The organism is Massilia sp. BGA-UO-ETr-WB1 (assembly GCF_059567845.1).
Map to the genome: position 1 here is coordinate 79639 of NZ_JCAQOT010000023.1, position 23778 is coordinate 103416.

Genomic DNA, 23778 nt, shown 5'->3' on the forward strand with positions numbered 1-23778 from the left:
GTTGTGCCGTCCGCGCCAATTGCCTAAAGTGCCATCAACCGGCCACACAAACAACTGATGGCTGGCCCTGGCAGTTTTTCCGAATCGAACAAATACTATGGATGGGGCTAATCATGAAAAAAATTATTCTGGCAGTGATGCTGGGCGCCGCTTCGCTGGCCGCCGTTGCGCAAACCACGCAAGCCGATGAGTCGGTGCCGGTGCCGGGCCGCGCGCTCAAGATCGAACTGCCGAAAATGCCGCTGCATATGGACCGTGACCAGACCAGCGCGTTCCGCGGCAGTTACACGCTGTCCAACGGCCAGATACTGCACATGCGCCAGTATGGCTCTGGTCCGGCGCTGTATGCCGAAATCGATGAGCAAGGCCCGCGCAAGCTGATCGCCGCTTCGCCCAGCACCTTCGTGGCGAACGACCGCTCGCTGAAGATTTCGCTGAACCTGCAGCCCAACGGCGACGCCGGCGGCGAAGTGCTGATGAAAGTGCCGGCCCAACGCATGGCCGACGGCACCATGAGCCAGGCCCAGGTGGTGTCGGCAACGGTACGCTAGTCTGCAGCTAGTCAGTTAGCCAGCAAGTCAAGTCAGCAAGCGTGCGCACGACGTTGGGAACAACGTTGCGCACGATTGCGCGCGATTCATGCGCCTGTCATTTTACGTCCCTAGAATCCGCCCATTGTTAATTTCTCAAGGGGCGGAATATGAAGTATGTACAGGGCTTGATGGCTGTTTGCGCCGCCGGCGCGCTGAGCGCTTGCGGTAGCGGCGACTGGGTTTCCTTGCCCACGCTGGACGGCAAGCCGGCGCTGGTGGTGGCGCATCGCGGCGCGGGCGGCACGCTGCCCGAGGAAACCGTGGAGGCGTACGCCCGGGCCATCGAGCAGGGCGCGGACGCCATCGAGCCGGACGTGATTTCCACCAAGGACGGCGTGCTGATTGCGCGCCACGACCCCAACCTGGCCTTCAGCACCGACGTGGCGCAGCATCCCGAATTCGCCTCGCGCAAGCGCAAGCTGAGCGTGGATGGCGAATTGCAAGAGGGCTGGTTCGCCAGCGACTTCACGCTGGCCGAGATCAAGACCCTGGGCGGCATCTCGACCGACGCCGAACGGCCGCAGGAATTCAACGGCAAGTTCAAGATCGCGACCATCCAGGAAGTGGTCGACATGATCAAAAAGAGCGGCCGCAACATCGCGCTGTACGCGGAAACCAAGAATCCCACCTTCCACCGCCAGCAGGGCGTACCGCTGGAAGACAAGCTGCTGGCGCTGTTGACCGCCGCCGGCTGGAACGACCGCGCTGCGCCGGTGTTCCTGCAGAGCTTTGAGCCGGGCAGCCTGAAATACATGCGCGGCAAGGGCTCCACCGTGAAGATGGTGCAGCTGATCGACGCCGACGACGTGGACCTGAAAACCGGCGCGCTGACCTTCGCCGCTCCCTATGACCGCCCGTACGACTGGGCGCAGGCGGGCGACAAGCGCCTGTTCAGCGCCATGGTGACGCCGGCCGGCCTGGCCGAGATCAAGACCTATGCCGACGGCATCGGCCCCTGGAAGCGCTACATCGTCAGCGTGAAAGGCACCGTGGGCGCGGATGGCAAAGTGGTGGACGTGAACGGCGACGGCAAGGTGAACGAAGCCGACACCACCTCGCAGCCGGCCAGCACGCTGGTGGCGGACGCGCACAAGGCCGGGCTGTTCGTCCACCCCTACACCTTCCGCAACGAGCAGCGCCGCCTGGCCGCCGATTACAAGGGCGACCCCAAGGCCGAGTTCAAGCAGTTCTACGCGCTCGGCGTGGACGGCGTGTTCGCCGACTTTGCCGACACCGCGCTGGCCGCGCGCGCGGAATACCTGAAGCAAGTGGGTTATTGAGAAGTCGGGCTGGAAGCGGGCTTCCTGAGTTTCAGGGGCCGGGCTGGAGCGGCGGCAGGCCGTAGCTGCGGTAGAGGCGGGCCAGCGAGCCGTCCTTGGCCATGGCGTCGTAGGCCTGGCGCCACGCGGCCGGTTCGCTGTCGCCGAAGCCCAGGCCGCCGGCCAGCCACATGTCGGCCGACTCCACCAGCATGCCGACCTGGAAGGCGGCCGGATTGCGGCCGCTGGTGCGGATCTTTTCCATGTTGATGACGTTGCCGCCGTAGAGCGCATCGACCACGCCGCGCTCGAGCATGCGCAGCATGTCTTCCACCTTGGTGGCCTGCGCGATCTGCGCTTCGGAAAACTGGCGGTTCAGCAGCTGCGCCAGGTTGGGCGAGCCGCGCAGCACCACGATGCGCAGCTTGCGGGCCTGCTCCAGGGACGTGACCGGCGTCTCGCCATGGCGGTTGATGAAGACGAAGTGCTGGGTGTCGAGTTTCATCAGCCAGGTGAAATGCGCCTCGCGCTCGGGCGTGCGGGTGAGCGGCAGGATCGCGGTGTGCGGCGTATGCTTGGTGAGCGCGATGGCGCGCGCCCAGGGATAAAAGCCCACCTTGACCGGGGTGCCGGCGCGCCGCAATACCTGTTCAACCACCTCCACGTGCAGGCCCGGACGCTGCGGCTGGCCTTCGATGGCATAGGGCGGCAGGTCGCCGGTGACGATTTGCAGCGGGGCGGCCGCGTCCGATCCCGCCGCGCGCGCGCATGGCGGCGCCATGGCCAGCATGATGGTCAGCGTCGTTGCCAGCACTAGCCGGCGGCGGGTAACCCAATGCATCTCCGTTCCTTGGTAGCCTATCCACTTTTCATTCTACCTGCAGCTGCCCGGCAAATGTGCCCAGGAATGGCTTTTGTCTGTGAAGCCACGGTACGGTATGATGTTGCCCAATCTACAAAGGAGTGGGTTTGCGTTACTTACTGGCCTTATTTGCGCTGCTGGCATGGCTGCATCTTCCCGCGCGCGGGCAGCCTGCGGCGCCGACCCTGCTGCCTGCCGCGCAGGAAAAACCGCTGAGCCAGTACCGGCTGGATGGCTGGCAGATCGAACAGGGCTTGCCGCAGAACGCGGTCACGGCGCTGCTGCACACCAGCGACGGCTACCTGTGGGTGGGCACGCTGGGCGGGCTGGCCCGCTTCGACGGCCACCGCTTCACCACCTTCGACGCTTCCGAATTCGCCGATATTGCGTCCCAGCCGGTGCTGGGGCTGATGCAGGACGCCCAGCGGAATCTGTGGATAGGCCACAACAAGGGCGCGGCCATTTACCGCGACGGCAAGTTCCGCGCCGTGTATGCGGCCGGCCCGCTGGGCGACCAGCGCGTGTGGGGCTTTGCACAGGCGCCGGACGGCGCCGTGTGGGCCGCCACCAACAACGGCCTGCTGCGCTGGCACAAGGGCGCCACCAAACATTTCCGCCAGGCCGACGGCCTGCCCACCGACCGCCTGCGCGCGCTGGCGTTCGACCGCGACGGCGTGCTGTGGATCGCCAGTTCGGGCGGCGGCCTGATCGCGTTCGACCAGGGCCGCTTCCGGGTGCTGAACCCGGACAACGGTTTCCCGCACCTGCAGGTGCGCTCGGTGCTGGCCGATCCGGACGGCGGCGTGTGGGCGGGGACGGCGGGCGGCGGCCTGGCCCATGTGAACGGCAGCCGGATCAAGGTCTACACCGTGGCAGACGGCCTGCCGACCGACCAGCTGACCGCGCTCACGCGCGACCGCCACGGCACGCTGTGGGTAGGCACCTGGGGCAACGGCGTGGTGCGCATGGCGGGCGGGCGCTTCAGCGCCATCGGCACCGGCGGCGGACTGGCAGGCGACCATATCTGGTCGATCCATACCGATCACGAGGGCAGCGTCTGGCTCGGCACCTGGGTAAGCGGGCTGGTGCGGCTGCGCGACCGCGCCTTCGGCGTGCTGGGCGTGCCGGAGGGACTGTCGCACGACAATGTGCGCTCCGTGCTGCACGCGCGCAACGGCGTGACCTGGGTGGCCACCGCGGGCGGCGGCCTGAACCGCATCGAGGCCGGCGCGATTACCGTGCTGGGCAAGAAGGACGGCCTGCCCAGCGAGGAAATTTCCAGCCTGATGGAAGACCGCGACGGGGCGCTGTGGATAGGCAGCTACACCGGCGGCGCCGCGCGCCTGCAGCAGGGCAAGGTCGGCGTGTACGGCACCGAGCAGGGCTTGCCCAGTTCGGAAGTGCGGGTGCTGTACCAGGACCGGCAGGGGACCATCTGGGCCGGCACCCAGTCCGGCGTGGCGCGGCTGGAGGGCAAGGCGTTCGTGCCGGTGCGCGCGCCCGGTGCGCCGTCCGGCGGCGTGTCCTCCATCCTGCAGGACAAGAGCGGCACGCTGTGGTTCGGCACCACCGGCGAAGGCCTGGCGCGCTACCGCGACGGCGCCTTCAAGGCCATGACCGCGGCGGACGGCCTGCTGTCGAACTGGATCATGTCGCTGTACGAGGACGCCGCCGGCACCTTGTGGATAGGCAGCAATGGCGACGGCCTGAACCGCCTGCGCGGCAACAGCCTGGGCAGCATCCGGCCCGCCGACGGGCTGTGGGACGGCACCTGCCTGAGCATCCAGGAAGACCGCAGCGGCTACCTGTGGGTGACCGGCAACCGCGGCTTCTACCGCGTGGCGCGCAGCGAGCTGGACGCGTTTGCGGAAGGGCGCCTGGCCAGGGTAGCCTCCAGCGGCTACGGCCCGGGCGAATCGATGCGCAGCACCACCTTTGCCGGCGGGCTGCAGCCCACCGGCGCGATGGACGGCGCCGGCAACCTGCTGCTGCCGTCGGCCAAGGGGCTGGTGCTGGTCGATCCGCGCAGCCTGCCGGACACCAACCTGCCGCCCGCCGTGCGCCTGGAGCGCTTGACGGTGAACGGCGTGGTGCGCCCGCTCCCCGCTGCGCTCCCCGATACGGCAGCCGGCGCCGCGCCGCTGGCGTTGCCGCCGGGCCCGGTCACCCTGGCCATCCAGTACAGCGCCAACACGCTGCTGAACGCTGAACGGCAGCGCTTCCGCTACCAGATGGAAGGGCTGGCGCGGGGCTGGATCGACGCCGGGCCGAACCGCGAAGTGTCGTTCCCGGCGCTGGCGCACGGCAGCTACCGCTTCCGCGTGGCGGCCACCATAGACGGCAAGCGCTGGAGCGAGGCCGGCCCGGCGCTGGCCATCACGGTGCAGCCGTTTTTCTACGAAACCTACTGGTTCGCCGGGATGATGCTGACCGGCATGGCGGCCGGCATCTACGGGCTGTTCCGCCTGCGGGTGCGCCATTTGCGTGCCCGGCACGTGGAAATGGAGCGCCTGGTGGCGCAGAAGACCGAGGCGCTGAAACAGGCCAACGAGCACTTGTCGCGGCTGTCCTTCGTCGACGCGCTGACCGGGCTGGCGAACCGGCGCCGCTTCGACGAGGTGCTGCGCGAGGAGTGGAAGCGCGCCGGCCGCGCGCGCACGCCGCTGGCGCTGGTGCTCGCCGACATCGACGGCTTCAAGGCCTACAACGACACGCTGGGCCACCAGGAGGGCGACCGCTGCCTGGCCGCCGTGGCCGGCGTGTTCCTCAGCCACGCGCGGCGCGCCGGCGACCTGGCGGCGCGCTACGGCGGCGAAGAGTTCGTATTCCTGATCGCCGACACCGGGCACGACGCCGCGCTGCAGATTGCCGGCGAGCTGCGCAGCGCTTGCGAAGCGCTGGCGATTCCCCATCCCGCTTCGGAGACGGGGCCGGTGGTCACGCTCAGCCTGGGCGTGGCGGCGTGCCAGCCGTCCGATGGCGGCTCCATCGGCCTGCTGATCCAGCAGGCCGACGAGGCCCTGTACCGCGCCAAGCGCGAGGGCCGCAACCGGGTGTGCTGCTAGCCTTGCTGATGTATGATTGTTTCCACCAACATTCGCCGAGAGAACCATCATGCCGACCTCCCTTTTGCTTGCGAAGAATGACCAGCTGGAGCTGGCGATGCTGTCCAGCCTGGTGAACCGCCACGGTTGCATCACCGGCGCCACCGGCACCGGCAAGACGGTCACGCTGCAAAGGATTGCGCAGTCGCTGTCGGACATCGGCGTGCCGGTGTTCATGGCCGACGTGAAGGGCGATTTGTCCGGCATTGCCAAGGCCGGCGCGCTGAGCGAGAAGATGGGCAAGCGGCTGGAGGCCTTGAAGGTGGAGCCGCCGCAATGGGCCGGTTGCCCGGTGACGTTCTGGGACGTGTTCGGCCAGCAGGGCCACCCGGTGCGCGCCACCGTGTCCGACCTGGGGCCGCTGCTGCTGGCGCGCATGCTGAACCTGAACGACACGCAGGAAGGCGTGCTGCAGCTGGTGTTCCGCATCGCCGACGACAACGGCCTGCTGCTGCTCGACACCAAGGACCTGCGCGCCATGCTGCAGCACGTGGGCGACAACGCGGCCGACTACAAGACCAGCTACGGCAACATCAGCGCGGCCAGCATCGGCGCCATCCAGCGTGGCCTGATCGCCATCGAGGAGCAGGGCGGCGACCAGTTCTTCGGCGAGCCCATGCTCAATATCGACGACCTGCTGCAGACCGACGCGCGCGGCAAGGGCGTGGTGAACATCCTGTGCGCCGACAAGCTGATGAACGCGCCGCGCCTGTACGCGGTGTTCCTGCTGTGGATGCTGTCCGAGCTGTTTGAAAACCTGCCCGAAGTGGGCGACTTGGACCAGCCCAAGCTGGTGTTCTTCTTCGACGAGGCGCACCTGCTGTTCGCCGAGGCGCCCAAGGCGCTGCTGCAGAAGATCGAGCAGGTGGTGCGGCTGATCCGCTCCAAGGGCGTGGGCGTGTTCTTCATCACGCAGAATCCGCTCGACATCCCGGACACGGTGCTGGGCCAGCTCGGCAACCGCGTGCAGCACGCGCTGCGCGCCTACACTCCGCGCGACCAGAAGGCGGTGAAGTCCGCCGCCGAGACCTTCCGCCCCAACCCGGCGCTGGACGTGGCGCAGGTGATCACCGAGCTGGGCGTGGGCGAAGCGCTGGTGTCCTTCCTGGACGAGAAGGGCACGCCGCAAGTGGTGCAGCGCGCCTTCATCCTGCCGCCGGCCAGCCAGCTCGGCCCGATCGACGCCGGCGAGCGCAAGGCCGCCATGGACGGTTCGGTGGTGGCCGGCGTCTACGAAAAGACGGTGGACCGCGAATCGGCCTACGAGAAGCTGAACAGCCGCCTGGCCGGCAGCGCGCGCGAGGCGGACCAGGGCGCGCCCGCCCCGGCCCGGCGCGACGCCCCGGCGCCGCAGCAAGCCGAGGCCCCGGCCGGGGAAGGCTCCATCTTCGGCGACGTGCTCGGCGGCCTTTTCGGCGGCAGCGGTAGCGGTGCCGGCAAGCGCGACACGGCGGTGCAAGCCATGGTGAAATCGGCCGCGCGCAGCATCGGCTCCCAGGTCGGCCGCGAAATCATCCGTGGCGTGCTGGGCTCCATCCTGAAAAAGCGCTGACCGCAGGCGCGCCCGCTCGGCGCGCACTATTTTCGGCTTTCGGTTGTGTATTTGAATGCGAATCGTTATCATTCTCGTTTCTTATAAAAAGCAACGGGATAAACGATGGAAAAGCACGCGCACGCCCAAGGGCGCCACAAGTTGACCCGCCTGGCGGCATGCCTGGGTTTGGCCTTCCCGCTGGCCGCAGCCGCCCAGGCGCAGTTCGCCGACCAGGCCGCAGCGGTGATGCCGCAGGTGCAGGTGGTGGGCGAGAAATTCGGCGACACCACGGAAGGCACCGGTTCCTACACCACCGGCCGCGCCAAGACCGCCACGCCGCTCAGCATGTCGCTGCGCGATACGCCGCAGTCGGTCTCGGTGGTGACGCAGCAGCGCATCGAGGACCAGGGCCTGATGTCGGTGACCGACGTGGTCAACAACGTCACCGGCGTGTCGGTGAACCAGTACGAAACCCACCGCGCCGGCTTCACCGCGCGCGGCTTCGACATCAACAACCTGCAGATCGACGGCATTCCCACCACCTGGGAACAGGCCTGGAGCTCCGGCGAAGTGCTGAGCAGCCTGGCGATCTACGACCGGGTGGAAGTGGTGCGCGGCGCCACCGGCCTGATGACGGGCGCCGGCAACCCTTCCGCAGCGATCAACCTGGTGCACAAGCGCGCCACCGCCAAGGACTTCACCGGCTCGGCCGAAGCGGGCGTGGGCCGCTGGGACGAGCGGCGCGCCATGGTGGACCTGTCCGCCCCGGTGAACGCGGCAGGCACGGTGCGCGCGCGCGTGGTGGGCGAGTACAAGCAGGCCGACAGCTGGGTCGACCTGATGAAGAGCAAGGACAAGACCTTCTACGCCACCATGGAAGCGGACCTGGGACCGAAGACGCTGCTGTCGGCAGGCTTCAGCCGCCAGGAAACCGATCCGCAAGGTCCGATGTGGGGCGGCCTGCCGTACTGGTACACCGACGGCAGCAAGACCAACTGGGACCGCTCGAAGACTTCCGCCGCCGACTGGACCGGCTGGGAAACCGCCTACGACAATTTCTTCGCCAACCTGGAACACGGTTTCGACAACGGCTGGAAAGTGCGCGCCACGTTCAGCAACGGCGACCGCAAGGCCGACTCGCATCTGCTCTACCTGTCCGGCGTGCCGGACCGCGTGACGGGCCTGGGCATGTATTCTTTCGCAGGCTCCTATGTCACCAGCACCAGGCAGGACGACTTCGGCCTGCACGCCAGCGGCCCGTTCGCGCTGGCCGGCCGCAAACATGAAGCGGCCTTCGGCTACATGAACTCCAAGCAGAAGTTCCGCTCCGACAGCCGCGCCGCCGATTTCGGCAGCGCCAGCTCGGACGTGGGCAACTTCAACAACTGGAACGGCGCCGCCTTCCCGGAACCGCAATGGGGCGCGCCAAGCTTCTACGAAAGCAGCGTGACCAGGCAGGAAGCCTTGTACGGCGTGGCCCGTTTCTCGATCACCGACCCGCTCAAGCTGATCGTCGGCGCCCGCCTGACCAACTACGACAAAACCGGCCATGGCCAGTGGACGCCGGAATACGCGCTCAAGCATGACCGCGAAGTGACGCCGTATGCCGGCTTCGTCTACGACATCGGCAGGAATTACTCGGCCTACGCCAGCTACACCGACATCTTCCAGCCGCAGAACTTCAAGGACATCAACGGCAATATCCTGGACCCCGTGCTGGGCAAGAGCACCGAAGCCGGCGTGAAGGGCGAGTTCCTCGACGGCCGCCTGAACGCATCCGCCGCCGTGTTCCAGATCAAGCAGGACAACCTGGGCCAGGAAGCCGGCCTGGTGGACCGCGACGGCAGCGGCCCGCTGGCGCCGGAGACCTACTACCGCACCGCCAAGGGCGCCAAGAGCACCGGCTTCGAGTTCGAGCTGTCCGGCGAACTGGCCAAAGGCTGGAACGCCACCGCCGGCTACACCCAGTTCAAGGCGGAGGACGCCGCCGGTGCGGACGTGAACACGGTCTACCCGCGCAAGCTGCTGCGCGTGTTCACCACCTACCACCTGCCGGACGACTGGAACAAGCTGACCGTGGGCGGCGGCGTCAACTGGGAAGGCCGCACCTACACGGCCGACCCGGCCGCGCCGGCGTCGACCAACGGCCTGATCGAGCAGGAAGCGCACGCGCTGGTGAACCTGATGGCGCGCTACGACATCAGCAAGCAGCTGTCGGCGCAGCTGAACATCAGCAACGCGTTCGACAAGCAGCACTTCGGCATGTTCGCCGCGTACGGCGCCATCACCTACGCCGCGCCGCGCACCGCGACGGTGACGCTGAAGTACCGCTTCTAAGGCGCTTCCAAGGTAGCCGCGCGCCGCGATTTGTTCAGAAATCCGGCGTTCCGGCTAGACTGGTTAATTTGGATGGGGGCGTGCATACTCGGCGCTTCCATCCGATGTCCATCCAGAAGCCACGATGATTTCCGACGCCACCCTGAGCCGCGAGGAGCTTGAGCAGCACCTGGCGCAATCGATCCGCCATTTCTCCAACTGCGATTTCAGCGGCGCCGACCTGTCGCGGCTGGACCTGCAAGCCTGCACCTTCGAGCGCTGCGCCTTCGGCGAAGCGGTGCTGTACGCCTGCAAGCTGTCGCACTCCAAATGGCTGCGCTGCCGCGCCGGCGAAGCCGACTTCGAGGCGGCCGATTTGGTGGACGCGCAATTCCAGGGCTGCGATCTGAACAACACCAAGTGGCGCCGCGCCAAGCTGGCCTCGGCCAGCTACCGTGGCTGCAAGCTCACGGGCGCCTCGTTCGAAGAAGTAACCCACCTTGGCGCCGCGTTCGAGGACTGCCTGCTGGTGGGCGCCGACCTGCGCGGCTTCTCCTTCCGCAAGGCGGAGCTGAAGAACCTGGACTTCTCGGACGCCGACTTGTCCGGCTGCGACTTTAGGGACGCCGTTTTCGAAGGCGGCAGCCTGCGCGACGCCATCCTCAAGCTGGCCAAATTCGACAACGCCGACCTGCGCAGCGCCGAGATCGGCGGCCTGAAGCTGACCGACGCCAGGATGTTCCGTGGCGCCGTCATCTCGCACGCGCAAGCGGCCGCCGTGCTGCAGGAGATGGGGCTGGTGGTGACGTAGTCACCTTAAGACAGTCAGCGCGCCTTCAGCCACAGGCCAAATTCCTTCACCGCGGCGATGACCGGTTTCAGGCGCATGCCGTCTTCGGTCAGCTGGTACTCCACCTTGGGCGGCACGGTGGGGTAGACGGTGCGTTTCACCAGGCCGGCATCCTCCAGCGCGCGCAAGTCCAGCGTCAGCATGCGCTGCGAGATGCCCGGCACATCGCGCCGCAGTTCGTTGAACCGCCGGGGGCCATCGATCAGGTAGGACGCGAGCAACAACCGCCAGCGCCCGCCCAGCAGGTGCATCGCCTCTTCCACCGAACATCCGCTCACATTTTTCTTCATGGGGCCATGTTAGCATGGTGGTATACTTTTTGTACCTACACCACAAGATGGTGCCTTCTTACTTTTTTATACCGGATCTCTATAATCGGCTGACCGATGAATCAGGAGATCCGCTTTGAAACTGTATTACATCCCCGCCAGCTGCTCGCTGGCCCCGCACATTGTCGCCCATGAGCTGGGACTGGATTTGGCGCTGGTGAAAGTCGACCACCGCTTGCACCGCGCGGAGCAGGGCGGCGATTATCGCGAGGTCAATCCGCTGGGCTACGTTCCGGCGCTGGAGCTGGGCGATGGCCAGGTGTTCCGCGAGGGCGCGGTCATCCTGCAATACCTGGCCGACCTGAAGCCCGCAGCAGGGCTGGCGCCCGCGTACGGCACCACGGCGCGCTACCGGCTGCAGGAGTGGCTGAACTTCCTGTGCTCCGAAATTCATAAAGGATTCATTCCGCTGCTGTATGCCACCCAGGCCGGGCGCTACGTGGAAAGCGCCAAGCCCAAGCTGGAGCAGCGCTACGCCTGGATCGACACGCAACTGGCCGGCCGTGACTTCCTGATGGGGGAGCAATTCACGGTGGCGGACGCCTATCTGTTCGCGCTGACTGGCTGGGGCCAGGCTTGCTGGCTCACGTCCTACTACAAAGCCGACATCCATTTCGACGGACTGGCCAATCTGGCTGCGTGGTATGAGCGGCTGCGCGCGCGCCCGTCGGTGCAGCTGGCGCTGGAGCGCGAAGGCCTGGCGTAGGGCTGATTTCGCACGCTCAGTGCGCGTGTTCGCCGGCCCCTTTTTTCGGCGGCACGGTGAAGGTGACCGTCTGGCTGCCGAGGATCTTGTGGCTGGGGTCCGCAATCTCCAGCAGCACCTTGTGCGGGCCGGGAGTCAGCCCGACCAGGATCAGCGGATCGGCGCTGGTGTGGGCCCAGGTGCCTTTCCAGTCGTCGACCGTCACGTGCAGGTGGCCGAGGTGGGGCGATACGGCCACGGCTTCTTTGCCGAACACCGGCAGGATGCGCAGGTTCTCGGTGCGGTGCTGGATGATGACCACGCCGCGCGCCAGGGCGTCCGGCAGCGGCGCGTAGGCAATCAGCTTCGGCGCCGGTTCCGATTCAAGCGGAATCACGGCGGCGGGCCGGCCGGCTTCCGGCAGCGTTTGCGCGCCCGCTGCGGCGCAGAATGCTGCTGAGGTGGCGGTAGCCACGGCCAGCCGTTTGATCAAGGTAGACATCATGCTTCCTTTCGCTGTTGGGGACAGGACGATTACACGCGTTCCATGTATCGCCTGTTTGTCCTGCTTGCGGCGCTATCGGGAGGATTTGTGTCCGCGCGCCGCGGGGATACAAAGCGGTACATCTTTGCGAACCGGCTGGGCGGCAGGCCCACATGGCGGCTGAACGCAGTGCTGAAAGTGCTGGCCGAGCTGTAGCCGACGCGCTCCGCGACCAGCGCCAGGCCCAGATCCTGGCGCCGCAGCAGATCCTTGGCCAGCGCCATGCGCCAGGCCTGCAGATATTCCATCGGCGGCAGCCCCACCGCCTGCGAGAAGCGTTCGAAGAAGGCCGAGCGCGACAGCGCCGCCGTGCTGGCCAGTTGCGCCACGGTCCACGCGCGCGCTGGCTCGCTGTGCATGCGCCGCATGGCCACTGCCAACCGCTCGTCGGCCAGGCCGCGCAGCAGCCCTGGCGGCGCATCGTGGCTGGACGCCAGCCGCAGCGCCTCGATCAGCAGCACTTCAACCAGCCGTGTGAGTACCAGTTCGCGGCCCGGCCTGTCCGCCAGCGATTCCTCGCGCAGCAGGCGCACCAGCACGGCCAGCCGCTCCACGCCGCGCACGTGCACCATGGAGGGCAGCAGGGACACCAGCATGGCCGCATCCGGCGAATCGAATGCGAAGGCGCCGCCGAGCAGGCGCACGTCGGGTGGGCCGTCCTGCTGGCCGTGGCGCACTTCGGCCTGCGCCGGGTCCGTGGCGTCCGGCACAACCTGCCTGGGCAGCGCCGGCTCGAAGCTGGACATGGTGAAGCCCGGCGTTTCCGGCAACAGCACGAAGTCGCCCGCTTCCAAGGTGACGGCGTCCTGCCCGTCCACGGCCAGCAAACAGCTGCCCTCCAGCACGGCGCAAAAGCCCGGCTGGCCGAATGCCGAATAGCGCACCGCCCACGCGCCGGCGCCGCTGATGCCTTTCGAGAGCACCGCGCGCGGCTGGAACAGGGAAATCAGCTGGGACAGGGGATCGCTCATTGGTGGACGATGGCAAATGAAGTATGGACTCTTCATTGTAGTCCGTCCGGCGCGGCTTCGCTATCGTTGCGGCTCTCCCAACCACAACGGACAACACCATGAAAACCGTACTGATTACCGGCTGCTCCTCGGGCTATGGCCTGGAAACCGCCCGCCACTTCCACGCGCAAGGCTGGAACGTGATCGCCACCATGCGCGTGCCGCGCGCAGACTTGCTGCCGCGCTCCGAGCGCATGCGCGTGCTGGCGCTGGATGTCACCCGGCCGGAAAGCATTGCGGCGGCGATCGAAGCGGGCGGCCCTATCGACGTGCTCGTCAACAACGCCGGCATCGGCCTGTTCGGCGCTTTCGAAGCCACGCCGATGGCCACCGTGCGCGAGGTCTTCGACACCAACACTTTCGGCACCATGGCGATGACGCAAGCCGTGCTGCCGCAATTCCGGGCGCGCCGTTCGGGCGTGGTGGTGAACGTCACTTCCAGCGCCGTGCTGGCGCCGATGCCGCTGGTGGCCGCGTACACCGCCAGCAAGACGGCGGTGGAGGGCTTTACCGCGTCGCTGGCGTTCGAACTGGCGGAGTTCGGCGTGCTGGTGAAGCTGGTGCAGCCGGGCTACGGCCCGGGCACGGCGTTTAGTGCGAACACCGGCGCGCGGCTGGAGGGGCTGATCCCGGAACCCTACGCGCCCTATGCGGGGAGCGTGTTCGCCGCGTTCACCCAGCCGGCGGCCGTCACCACCGAAGCGGACGTGGCGCAGGAAGTCTGGCGGGCGGCGAACGACACGACCGGCCAACTTCGCTTTGCGGCGGGCGCCGATGCGGTTGCACTGGCCCGGACGAAGCAGGTCGATGCCATGGATAGCCAGCTCAAGGCGATCGGCGCCGTGCAAGCTTGAGTTATGGCCGCTTGGCCACCAGCGATTGCCAGCCGGCCTTGGGCGACATGTCGGCCAGGTTCCAGTCGCCGGCGGCAAAGGCTTTGCGCGTGGGCGCGTAGTTGGGGTAGCCGGACGACTGCGCTTCGCTGTCGACGATATGGCCCCGGCCTTCGGCCACGTCGGACAGGATCTTGAAATCGACCGCGTCGCGCTGCCACGGGCGCATGCCGGCGCTGGCGTAGATCGCGCTTTCGAGCCCGTTCGCCGGCAGCGGCGCCAGGCCGGCCGGCAGGTAGGGCCACTCCGCAGGCACGATCCTGGCGGTGTCGGCGGTGTAGCGGCCCGTCATGGGCAGCGGCTCGCCATTGGCATCGACGGCGATATTGTCCTGCATGAACAGGCTGACGTCGCCCACGCCGCCCAGGCTGAACAGCGGCACCTTGGCGCCGGTGTCCGGTCCGCCGCGCAGCACGTTGCCGATGATGGTGACGGCGCCGGTGCGCGGTGCGCGTTCGCCCCACTCGTGCGCGATCAGGTTGTAGTGCACCGCGCGCTTGCCGGGATTGTGGATCAGGTTGTTGACGAAGGCGACCTTGGCGCCGCCCTTCACCAGCGGATTGCGTTCCACGTTGGAGGTGTACAGGTTGCCGTACAGGAGAATCTGTTCGGCGTTGTCATGGATCAGCGTGCCCTTCGAATGCTCGCCCTTGCCGTGGGTGGAATCGCGCAGGCCTTCGGCGATGATGTTGTGGCTGTAGGTGACGCGGCGCGAGGTGTGGTTCGGCCAGTCGTCCGGCCCATTGCCGTTGAAGCGCGGACCGGAGGCGGACAGGTTTTCGTCGGTGGCCCAGCTGAAGCTGCAATGGTCGACGATGAGGTTGCTGGCGCCGCCGGCCGACAGGCCGTCGGCGTCCCAGCCGCTCTTTTTCGGCTTGCCGTTTTCGCCGGGGCGCACGGCGATGTGCTGCACGATCACGTCGTTGGTGGATACCGACAGGCCGCCGCGTATCAGCGTGATGCCGGGATGGGGCGCGGTCTGGCCGGCCACTGTTACGTAAGGTTTGTTGATGCGCAGCGTGGCGCCTTGCAGGTCGATCACGCCGCCCACTTCGAACACGATGATGCGGGCGCCGTCGGTGGCCAGCGCGGCAGCCAGCGAGCCTTCGCCGCCGGCATTGAGATTGGTGACGCGGACGATGGCGCCGCCGGCGCCGCCCCTGGTGTCGGCGGCCCAGCCGCGCACATCGATCGCGGCGCGGTCCATGGCCGGCGCGGCGGCGGACGGAACAGCGCGCAGGAAGCAGGCGCAGGCGAGGGCAAGGAGGACATAGATGCGGGTGCGGATGCGGATACGAGGGAATCGCATGGTGCTCCAGTGGCTCACGGCAGGGCGCGGTAGACGAGGTTGCTGAAACGGACTTTGCCTTTGCCGGACGCATAGATGGCCGGACGCAAGCTCATGAAGCCGTAGGCGACGTTGTGGTTGTAGCCGGACACTTCCATCTGTACCCCGTACTTGTGCCAGGTTTTGCCCTGGTCGATGCTGGTGTGGATGGTCATGATGTGGCGGTCGTTGGTGACGCGCATGCGCAGCTTGTTGGCCATGCCGGCCGGCTTCTCGCCGCGCGGCTGGTCCATGCCATAGCGGTGCAGCATGAAGCCGCTCTTGTTCACGCCCACGCCGGCATACAGCTTGTCGTTGTAGAACAGCAGGGCGCCCGCCTGCGCGCCTTCGTCGAAATCGATGTCCACTTCGAACTGGTAGGCCTGGTCGCCGGCAAGGAAAGTCAGCGGCGAGCTGTTGGCGGGCGAGCTGCCTTTGGCCTCCAGTTCCAATAAGCCGTCGCGGTAGCGCACGCGCTGGTTCTCGTCGATGCCGCCGCGGAAAAAGCTCCATTGCAGGCCGAATTTGTTGGTCGAGAAATCGTCCGACAGGGCCATGCCGTGCGGCACCGCGCTGCCGCCGGCCGGCTTGGGGATGGGCTTGCCGGCATCATGGTCGGCGGCCTTGAACCAGCCGTCGTCGGTCCACACGATGGGCGCCAGCAGGGCTTGGCGGCCGAGGGCGTGGAAGCCATTTTCGTAACCGTGGTACATCATGTACCAGCCCGATTTACCCGGCCCTTCGACCAGCGTGGCATGGCCCTTGGACCACCATTTTTCGGCCGCCGATTCGGTGCGGATGATGGGGTTGTAGGGCGAGTTCTCCCATGGGCCGTGGATCGATTTCGAGCGCGCCGACACCACCATGTGGCCGGTGGGCGGACCGGCGGTGCCGCCCAGGGCCAGCGTCATGTAGTAGTAGTCGCCGTGGCGCGTCATCTTCGGGCCTTCCTGCGCGTAGCCTTCCACGTCCCAGTGCTCCGGGTATTTCCAGCCGTCGTAGACGTGCTGCATGGGGCCGACGATTTTCAGCCCGTCGTCGGACAGCTGCACGCGGTCGCCGTGCGACAGGAACAGGTAGCGCTTGCCATCCTCGCCGACGATGTGGCCGGGGTCGATGCGCGTATTGCTCAGCGCGACCGGCTCGGACCAGGGGCCGCGTATATTGTCGGCGTGGACCACGTAGATGTTGTTATTGCCGGGCAGCTTGGCCGGGATGTACAGGTAGTAGCGGCCCTTGTGCTTGGTGAGCTCGGGCGCCCATACGCTGCCCACGTACTTCTTCAGCGCGCTGCCGATCGGCTGCCAGTTCACCAAGTCGCGCGAATGCCAGATGGTGAGGCCGGGATAGGCTTCGAACGACGAAAAGGTCATGTAATAGTCGTCGCCGTCCTTGAGCACGCTGGGATCGGGATGGTCGCCTGCCATGATGGGGTTCAGGTAGGTGCCGTTGCCCAGGTCCGCCTTGCGCTGCTGTTCGATGCCCCGGGCCCAGTCCTGGCAGTGGCGCAGGAAGGGATTGCCCAGCTCTTTGGTGCAGGGTGCGTTGCCTTGCGCTGCGGCGAACGAGGTGACGGGGGCCGACAAGGCCAGGAGGACGGCTGCTAGACGCATGCTTGATTCCATGTGGGTGTTCGTGAACTGAGGCTTTTTTTACGCCAGGGCGGGCTCGTCGCCTACTTCTCCAGATAGGCCTTGTCGCCTGTGCGCCCGTAAATTTTCTCCATGCCGTGCACGACGACACTGTTCGAATGGTCCCAGCCATAATTCCCCATGGCCTCGATGGTGGGCGTGTAGCGTTGCAATATGGCGTTCGACACTTCCACCCCGAGCGGCGCAGCAGCATGGGCCGAATACGCAAACAGCAGACCGGGTAATGCGGAGGAAATCAAACGTTGCAGGGGCGGGCGGGGTGAGGCAAGTGGCATGGCGCGATTCCTCCGGATAGGAATTCGAGTATGCCATAGGAAAATCGCGATTGGCTAGTCCGGTTTTATATTTGGTCAGGCCAAATGATTATTTGGTGGTGGCCGGAAGACAGGAGCGGCCTGTACCTCAGCGCGCCATCGGATCGGAAGCATGAGGCGGAAGCTTCTCTTCGAGGATTTTCCTTAGCTCGGCCATTACTTGATCATGCGGGATACTTGGACGCTGGTCCTCCAGCGACGCTTGGACCTTCGCCCGGAACCAGCGATCATAGGCCTCGGCTTCTTCAACCGTGGCGAATTCGGACCCAAACGGCGGCGTAGAGGTGTTCATGATTGGATGATTATACGGCAGGCGAACGAAGAGCAAGCTCGGAGCGGTCACGAAGATTGAGCTATGTCACTCTGTCAGTACGTGCCCAAATAAAGCGGAGGCTACGCGGCTTTCTGGCGCTTCAGGTCCAGTCCGAGCGCTGCCTTGCGCAGGCGGCCGTTGCGGCGCAAGTAGGCGAAGGCGGCACGCGTGTCGTACATCAGCTGGTAGTAGTAATAGTTGATTTGCTCCAGCACTGCGAACGTCAGCAAGCCGCACGACCATGTCAGGTCTTCAGTCCACGCGCCGGCATCGTTCATGGCCCAGATGAACGCGGCCACGGCAGCGATGACCAGCCAGTTGGAATGTTTGAAAGAGCGGTACAAGGGCTGGAAATATGCCGGGAGCGGCTGGCGCTGCACGACCGACTGCAGCTTCAGGTGCCAGTACAGCACGCCCTGCAGCAGGATGTAGCTGATCAGCATAAGCGCGGCGGCCCGCATCTCCCAGGTGATCGGATCGCCCGACTTGCGCCAGTCGTAGCAGAGTATTGCGGGTAAGGCCAAGCTGCAGAATGCTTCGGCATTGCGTAGGTATTTCATCCGGCCGAGTAAAGTCTGCATGGTTTTTACTTTTGCTGTGGAATTGACAACTCTAGCATAGGGCTGCGCGGTCAGGACGAAATATACTGACGGGCGGCGTCGCGGATACATACGGTCCGGTAATACAGGTGCGAAAAGCGGCCTGATTCAGATTCAAGGTGGATAGGGTGGGGGCCGCTGTTTTCCAGCCCGGGGATCCAGAACTCGAGACAGATGTCTTCGTGGGAGAGGGCTGCACCATTTTCATTCAAATGGTTCGCCAGCAGCATGCGATAAATCTCGCCTGAGATAAGGTCGTCCTGGAGTTTTTCCGCAAGCCTTTCCTCGATTGCGTGTTTGCCGCGCCCACAGGCAATCGGGAAATCGCGCATCGTTTCCGCTTGATAGTATTTGAAGTCGATCACTGACCAAAGGCCATTGGCGTCGAGCGGGGCAAGCACCAGGTCCGGGCGGCGCGCGATGGCGTTCTTGTCGAATGCCGCAGCGGCGTTTTTTTGCCACCGGTTCTTATCGGGGCGTTGGGCTGAGCGTGCCAGGAGGAACTGCGTGTCGCAGCTAAAGACTTGCTCGGCAGGGAACATGGCCAGGGCAGACTGCAGGCCCAGGCTTTCCCAAACGTTGTAGAACTTTTCCACGCCAAAGAACTGGCCATTTTTGCTGATCGCTGAGCTCAGCAATTTGTCGACGGTGTCGAAAATGTCTTCGAACTTGGGCGCCTTGAACGGGGTCCGGGTCTCCACTGTGTGCAGCGCTTCGCGCAATTGCTTCGCTGATTCGGCATCGGTCATGACGCAGGCCATCTCGTGGTGCAGATGCTTGGCTGCGAATGCATCCGCGACGATGTCTAGTTCGGCGGCGGCGTCTACTTCGAACTCTTCGGCCAGGTCGTGCGCGTAAAAATACTTCAGCAAGTCGCGGCACAGCCATGCGGCCAGGCCGATAAGGTCCGAGCTTTCCTCCCGCACGATGGACTGTCGCGCCGGCATGCCCTCGAATACGGCGCTGCCATCGTCCTGGAACAGCGCCAGGTGCAAGTATCTGCTGATCTGCCTGGTGTCCAGATAGCCGTGCCGCATCTGCTGCCGGCTGGCGACCGTCAGCACGCTGGGATCGGCTATTTCGCCGAGTAATTGGCTGAGCAAGTCCAGCAGGTAATAGCCGGCCGGGTCCGCCGGCTGGTCGCTTAGCACTCGGGATTGCCCGTTTTTCTTCCGTATGCTGGTGAGGCTTTCTCCACCCGCCAACAGCTTTGCCGATGAAAACTGCCCGCTAAAGCGCTTCAGCACTTGGAAAATTTCGACAAATACCTCGCGCCGCGTTTCCGCACTGTTCAGGTCGGGTACATACGCAATCGGGACATGGAGAATGGCGGAACCATCCTTGTGGTGTTCCACGCCGATTGCTGCCGGACTGTCGCGGCGGATTTCCAGGTTTTCCCAGCTCATGGTTGTTTGCCGTTCCGCTCAAGCTTCTTTCAGGATGGCTTGAAGGAAGTCGTCCCTCTTGCGCAAAAACTGATCGAAGGTGCGAAGCTGCTCGCTTTCCAGGCCGATATATGTGGCAAGCTTGGTCTTCTCGCGATAGAAGATATTGTCCCAAATAAAATGGAGCAGCTTGTATTGCAGGGCATCATCGGGAATGACGAGCGCCGCCCTGTTCAAGTAGATGTCAATGATTGCCGAGAAAAAGGCGCCGCGATTGGCTTTGAAGCTTTGCCTGTCACGTGGGTAGGGCGGCTCGGGAAATTGCCAGCGTTCCGTGCCAATGACGCAATTGTTCAGTTCCCATAGTTTTTCATCAGGCAGGCCCGGCGGATTGCCGTTGAAGAGTTCTGCATGCAGTGCGTTCCATTTTATGCTGGAGGCATAGGCCCTCTCCCAAGACTCGAAGGGCGTGCACAGCTTCACGAATTGTTGAAGCGTATTTTCCAGTTCGGCGAATCTCGTCACATCGGATGAAGCCAGCATGTTTTGCTTCTGGCGCGCAATTTCATCGAGAAATGGTTGTGGCGCATCGTAGGAAAAGGCCTCCGCACTCTTTTTGAGTGCGTTCATGGCATCGTGTAGTCGTGTCGGACCAGCCTTGATAAACCAAAGGCCGACGAGCTTGTCCTCCAGGCGAGTGCCAGGGGCATACCGGGTAATGAAGGAATTCAGCTTGCCCAGGAACTCGTGCCAGCCGCACAGCGTAGTCGAATCCGAGAGCTTGACCTCGGCTTTGCACTGGATGCCGTTTTCGGGACTGTCGCTGGCATAGTCCCAAGGGATAAACTCGAAAGCCCAGCGCCGCTTGAACGCGGTATCCATCATGTAGACCGACTCGTCGCTGGTGTTCATGGTGGCCAGGATGGACAGGTTCGCGGGAATCTGCAGCTTGCCCGTGCCGGGGCCGCTGGCGCCGAGAAAGTCGAGCAGCGCGGCCAGCTTGTCATCCATGGCTGCCCGGTCCGGTAGACGGATCGGCACCATCGCCTCATTCAGCCAGGCGCCGTCTTCGCACTCAGTCCAGCCGAATTCCTTCATGAGCGCACTGAACACCAGATCGCTCAGCGTGATGCCATAGACGGAACGTCCCGTGTCGGCGCGGTCGAGCAGCTGGAAAATGTCGCCGAAGATGGCGGAACCGTTGCCACGGTTGATCTCGTCGATCACCAGCAGTACTTCTTCCGGGCTGCGCAGCGCCAAGGCCAAGGCCTTGATGAAGGGGCCGACATGGATCTGATACCGGATGACCGAGCTGCTTCGTCCTTCCGCGTCCTTGCGCAGCAGCGTCGTGGGCATGATTTTGGCCACGAAATCGCCGTACGTGTAATCAGGGTGGAAAGTGGTTTCAACTATGTTCGATGCACTGATGCCGCGTTCGTTTGCGATGCGGCGGACTTTCGTGCTTTTTCCCGATCCCGGCGGGCCGTAGAGGATTTTCTGTAGTGGTGTGTGCAAAATGGATCCCGAGTGTCAATCTACCGAAGGCGCCGCTTGCTTGGCTGGCGCGCACAAGATATTAGCCCAGTGGAAACTAACTTGCAAAATAGATAGGCACCGGGCAAATGACTTGACTCCAAACCTACTAGAAGGTAGGCTGTCGCTCATGAACAAACTCTCCACCACATCAGACGATATTCTGGCCTGCACGCGCAAGCTGATTGTCGCTCGCGGCTATAAGGGCTTCAGCTACGCTGACATCGCTGACGTGGTAGGCATACGCAAGGCGAGCATCCATCACCACTTCCCGAGCAAAGTCGATCTGGTGAAGACGCTCCTTAGCCGCTATCGCGAGGAGACGGAAGAGGGTGTCCAGCACTTGGAGCACGGCATACCGCATCCGCTGGAACAGCTGCGCGCGTACATACAGTACTGGAAAACCTGCATCGGCGATGCCAGCGCGCCTTTCTGTATCTGCGCCTTGCTGGCCAGCGAACTGCCCGTGCTGCCGGACGAAGTGGCGCTGGAAATCCGCGCGTATTTTCGTTTCCTGTCGGGATGGCTGACGGCCCTGTTTGAACGCGGCGTGCAGCAGGGCGCCATCTCGCTGCGCCAGGCGCCGCGCGTCGAGGCGGAAGCGTTTATGGCGACGGTGCATGGCGCGATGCTGTCGGCACGCGCTTACGGGGATGCAGGCATCTTCGGCGCCATCATGGATACGCAACTGGAGCGCATCTCGGCAAAGGGTTGATTGTCCGATAGGCGCTTTTTTTTAACAACCAAACCTACCAACTGGTAGGAAGGTATTATTTTAAAGGAACACCCGATGGAAAACTCGCATGCAGTGCAGGGTCAAGCAGGCAACGAAAGCTGGCTAATGACGTATTACTTCACCCGGGCAGTGGTTGCGTTCGCCTGGGTACTCGCCGCCGTCGGCCTGGCGGCGCATTCGGCCGGCATCGCCGCCTTCCTGCTGGTTGTCTATCCCCTTTGGGACGCGCTGGCCAACCTGGTTGACGGCACGCGCAGCGGCGGTCTCGCCCGCAACCGGACCCAACTGGCCAACGTCGCCGTCAGCCTGGTGGTGGCCGCTGCGGTTTGGATTGCGCTGCCGGACATGAATCACGTGCTTGGGGTGTTCGGTGTGTGGGCCATCCTGTCGGGGCTGCTGCAGCTGGGCACGGCGCTGCGGCGCTGGAAATTGTCCGGCGCGCAATGGGCGATGGTGCTCAGCGGTGCGCAGTCGGCGCTTGCCGGTGCCTTCTTCATTTTCCAGGCGCAGACTCCCACCGTGCCGTCCATCGCCACCGTCACCGGCTATGCAGGATTCGGCGCGTTCTACTTCCTGGTTTCGGCACTGTCGTTAAAACTCGCGGCTCGGCGCCGGAATGGCTAGTCGCAGGGGACTGTGTTTCCGTTCGTGATAAATTGTGCAAAAAAATGCCGCGCGAACCGGGAGAACAGCATGACCGCCGAAGAGATCATCGAACAGCTCAAGCCGCTGGGCCGCGATTCCTACAAGAACGTACTGCTCAAGCACGGCGTGCCGGAGCCGCTGCTGGGGGTGAAGATTGAGGACTTGAAGGTCTTTCAGAAAAAGATCAAGAAGGACTACCAGCTGGCGCTGGACCTCTATGACAGCGGCATCTACGACGCCCGCTACCTGGCCGGCCTGGTAGCAGACGACCGCGCCATGACTCGCGCCGACCTGCAGCACTGGGCCGACACCTCCAGCTGCCTGGCCACCAGCGAATACACGGTGGCGTGGGTGGCCAGCGAAAGCTTGCACGGGCACGAACTGGCGTTGGCGTGGATAGAATCCAAGGCGGAAAAAATCGCCACGGCCGGCTGGGCCACCCTGAGCGGACTGGTGGCCATCACCGACGACAGCAAGCTGGATCTGGAAGAGCTCAGGCAATTGCTGATGCGCGTGCAAGAGACGATACACCAGCAGCCGAACCGGGTGCGGTATGTGATGAATGGCTTTGTGATCGCAGTGGGCAGCTATGTGGCGCCGCTGAGCACGCTGGCCGAGGAAGTGGGGAAAGCACTCGGCACCGTCACCGTTGAGATGGGCGATACCGCGTGTAAGGTGCCGTCGGCGCCGGAGTACATCGACAAAGTCCGGCAGCGCGGCACTATGGGCAAGAAGCGCAAGACCATCAAGTGCTGAGCCAGGGCTAGCCTCTCTCGGGCTGTAGCTTGCCTTCGATCCGGAAGCGCCTGAAAAGTTTGAACTTTCGGCTTACGCCGCGTGGATCGGAAAGGAAGGGGAGGGCAAATTCCCGCTCGCCGAGCAGCACCATGCGCCAGGTGATGCCGCCGATGAAGCGAAACGTCAGCGTATTCGGCGGCTGCAGGTTCAGTTCAGCAAAGGTGCCGGTGGAATACATTCCACCGAGTACGGCCGCATCGATCAATGTCAGATCGGCGTCGAACATATAAATGCGCAGCATGTCTTCGAAGGGGATGTCGTCGGTGAAGAACGCGATGCGGCAGCCTTGCCATTCCACCGCCGCTTCCAGCACCGCACCGTCCACGATCATCCCGGTCGGCTTACCGTCGAGCAGCAGTTCGGAAGTCGCCAACTCCTTATCCGTGTAGGGCGACGCCAGCCGTGACGTGAATTCAGCGGTCGAGAGTAATCTCACGAGCTTGCTCTACCATATAAAACCAGCGCCGAAGGCCGCTAGTGCACCCCGGCAAACGCGC

Annotated in this window: 23 protein-coding genes; 11 read left to right on the forward strand and 12 right to left on the reverse strand. The window is 64.4% G+C overall.

Annotation, left to right across the window (positions count from 1 at the left end; all coding sequences use genetic code 11):
* Nucleotides 1-113 precede the first annotated feature (113 nt).
* Together AC56DV_RS08795 and AC56DV_RS08800 are read left to right on the forward strand one after the other, a co-directional pair.
* Complete coding sequence (locus tag AC56DV_RS08795) at nt 114-551, forward strand: hypothetical protein (protein ID WP_496313926.1); 438 nt, start codon at nt 114-116, stop codon at nt 549-551.
* Nucleotides 552-700: 149 nt separating this feature from the next.
* Nucleotides 701-1873, forward strand: a complete 1173-nt coding sequence (locus tag AC56DV_RS08800; protein ID WP_496313927.1) for a glycerophosphodiester phosphodiesterase family protein — start codon at nt 701-703, stop codon at nt 1871-1873.
* A gap of 31 nt (nt 1874-1904) precedes the next feature.
* On the opposite strand, the gene AC56DV_RS08805 is transcribed toward AC56DV_RS08800, so the two are convergent.
* The gene (locus AC56DV_RS08805) at nt 1905-2693 is read right to left on the reverse strand and encodes a substrate-binding periplasmic protein (RefSeq protein WP_496313928.1); all 789 of its coding nucleotides are present in this window, start codon (nt 2691-2693) and stop codon (nt 1905-1907) included.
* Nucleotides 2694-2821: 128 nt separating this feature from the next.
* On the opposite strand from AC56DV_RS08805, the gene AC56DV_RS08810 reads away from it, so the two are divergent.
* The 4 genes from AC56DV_RS08810 to AC56DV_RS08825 all read left to right on the forward strand — a co-directional run bounded on the left by AC56DV_RS08810 (nt 2822) and on the right by AC56DV_RS08825 (nt 10479).
* Nucleotides 2822-5779 carry a ligand-binding sensor domain-containing diguanylate cyclase gene (locus AC56DV_RS08810; RefSeq protein WP_496313929.1) on the forward strand — a complete coding sequence of 986 codons (2958 nt, stop codon included), beginning with the start codon at nt 2822-2824 and terminating at the stop codon, nt 5777-5779.
* Nucleotides 5780-5828: 49 nt separating this feature from the next.
* The gene (locus tag AC56DV_RS08815; RefSeq protein WP_496313930.1) at nt 5829-7370 is read left to right on the forward strand and encodes a helicase HerA-like C-terminal domain-containing protein; all 1542 of its coding nucleotides are present in this window, start codon (nt 5829-5831) and stop codon (nt 7368-7370) included.
* A gap of 105 nt (nt 7371-7475) precedes the next feature.
* Entirely contained in the window at nt 7476-9689 is a 2214-nt protein-coding gene (locus AC56DV_RS08820; protein WP_496313931.1) for a TonB-dependent siderophore receptor, read from the forward strand.
* Between the two features lie 124 nt (nt 9690-9813).
* Complete coding sequence (locus AC56DV_RS08825) at nt 9814-10479, forward strand: pentapeptide repeat-containing protein (RefSeq protein WP_496313932.1); 666 nt, start codon at nt 9814-9816, stop codon at nt 10477-10479.
* A gap of 14 nt (nt 10480-10493) precedes the next feature.
* Here AC56DV_RS08825 and AC56DV_RS08830 read toward each other — a convergent pair whose 3' ends face one another.
* On the reverse strand, nt 10494-10808 hold the full coding sequence (locus AC56DV_RS08830; RefSeq protein ID WP_496313933.1) for a winged helix-turn-helix transcriptional regulator: 315 nt from the start codon (nt 10806-10808) through the stop codon (nt 10494-10496).
* 115 nt (nt 10809-10923) lie between these two features.
* On the opposite strand from AC56DV_RS08830, the gene gstA reads away from it, so the two are divergent.
* The gene (gstA, locus tag AC56DV_RS08835; protein WP_496313934.1) at nt 10924-11553 is read left to right on the forward strand and encodes a glutathione transferase GstA; all 630 of its coding nucleotides are present in this window, start codon (nt 10924-10926) and stop codon (nt 11551-11553) included.
* Nucleotides 11554-11569: 16 nt separating this feature from the next.
* On the opposite strand, the gene AC56DV_RS08840 is transcribed toward gstA, so the two are convergent.
* Nucleotides 11570-12034: a DUF6130 family protein gene (locus AC56DV_RS08840; RefSeq protein ID WP_496313935.1), complete on the reverse strand. Its 465-nt coding sequence runs from the start codon at nt 12032-12034 to the stop codon at nt 11570-11572.
* 32 nt (nt 12035-12066) lie between these two features.
* Nucleotides 12067-13047, reverse strand: coding sequence for an AraC family transcriptional regulator (locus AC56DV_RS08845; RefSeq protein ID WP_496313936.1), 981 nt, complete (start codon nt 13045-13047; stop codon nt 12067-12069).
* Nucleotides 13048-13145: 98 nt separating this feature from the next.
* On the opposite strand from AC56DV_RS08845, the gene AC56DV_RS08850 reads away from it, so the two are divergent.
* Nucleotides 13146-13940, forward strand: a complete 795-nt coding sequence (locus tag AC56DV_RS08850) for an SDR family oxidoreductase (protein ID WP_496313937.1) — start codon at nt 13146-13148, stop codon at nt 13938-13940.
* Nucleotide 13941: 1 nt separating this feature from the next.
* On the opposite strand, the gene AC56DV_RS08855 is transcribed toward AC56DV_RS08850, so the two are convergent.
* The 7 genes from AC56DV_RS08855 to AC56DV_RS08885 form a co-directional block, all read right to left on the reverse strand.
* Nucleotides 13942-15288 carry a pectate lyase family protein gene (locus tag AC56DV_RS08855; RefSeq protein ID WP_496313938.1) on the reverse strand — a complete coding sequence of 449 codons (1347 nt, stop codon included), beginning with the start codon at nt 15286-15288 and terminating at the stop codon, nt 13942-13944.
* A gap of 14 nt (nt 15289-15302) precedes the next feature.
* Nucleotides 15303-16919 carry a family 43 glycosylhydrolase gene (locus AC56DV_RS08860; RefSeq protein ID WP_496313939.1) on the reverse strand — a complete coding sequence of 539 codons (1617 nt, stop codon included), beginning with the start codon at nt 16917-16919 and terminating at the stop codon, nt 15303-15305.
* Between the two features lie 62 nt (nt 16920-16981).
* Nucleotides 16982-17233: a hypothetical protein gene (locus AC56DV_RS08865; protein WP_496313940.1), complete on the reverse strand. Its 252-nt coding sequence runs from the start codon at nt 17231-17233 to the stop codon at nt 16982-16984.
* A 127-nt stretch (nt 17234-17360) separates the two neighbouring features.
* Nucleotides 17361-17564, reverse strand: a complete 204-nt coding sequence (gene relB / locus AC56DV_RS08870; RefSeq protein ID WP_496313941.1) for a type II toxin-antitoxin system RelB family antitoxin — start codon at nt 17562-17564, stop codon at nt 17361-17363.
* Nucleotides 17565-17665: 101 nt separating this feature from the next.
* Entirely contained in the window at nt 17666-18109 is a 444-nt protein-coding gene (locus AC56DV_RS08875; protein ID WP_496313942.1) for a hypothetical protein, read from the reverse strand.
* A gap of 107 nt (nt 18110-18216) precedes the next feature.
* Nucleotides 18217-19590, reverse strand: a complete 1374-nt coding sequence (locus tag AC56DV_RS08880; protein ID WP_496313943.1) for a hypothetical protein — start codon at nt 19588-19590, stop codon at nt 18217-18219.
* A gap of 18 nt (nt 19591-19608) precedes the next feature.
* Nucleotides 19609-21084 carry an AAA family ATPase gene (locus tag AC56DV_RS08885; protein WP_496313944.1) on the reverse strand — a complete coding sequence of 492 codons (1476 nt, stop codon included), beginning with the start codon at nt 21082-21084 and terminating at the stop codon, nt 19609-19611.
* Between the two features lie 148 nt (nt 21085-21232).
* Here AC56DV_RS08885 and AC56DV_RS08890 point away from each other — a divergent pair, with 148 nt between their 5' ends.
* From AC56DV_RS08890 to AC56DV_RS08900, 3 genes are all read left to right on the forward strand, one after another.
* The gene (locus tag AC56DV_RS08890) at nt 21233-21817 is read left to right on the forward strand and encodes a TetR/AcrR family transcriptional regulator (protein WP_496313945.1); all 585 of its coding nucleotides are present in this window, start codon (nt 21233-21235) and stop codon (nt 21815-21817) included.
* A gap of 75 nt (nt 21818-21892) precedes the next feature.
* On the forward strand, nt 21893-22462 hold the full coding sequence (locus tag AC56DV_RS08895) for a DUF308 domain-containing protein (RefSeq protein WP_496313946.1): 570 nt from the start codon (nt 21893-21895) through the stop codon (nt 22460-22462).
* 69 nt (nt 22463-22531) lie between these two features.
* A complete protein-coding gene (locus tag AC56DV_RS08900; protein WP_496313947.1) occupies nt 22532-23239 on the forward strand; it encodes a DNA alkylation repair protein in 708 nt (235 codons plus the stop codon).
* A 7-nt stretch (nt 23240-23246) separates the two neighbouring features.
* On the opposite strand, the gene AC56DV_RS08905 is transcribed toward AC56DV_RS08900, so the two are convergent.
* On the reverse strand, nt 23247-23654 hold the full coding sequence (locus AC56DV_RS08905; RefSeq protein ID WP_496313948.1) for a hypothetical protein: 408 nt from the start codon (nt 23652-23654) through the stop codon (nt 23247-23249).
* Nucleotides 23655-23778: the final 124 nt, after the last annotated feature.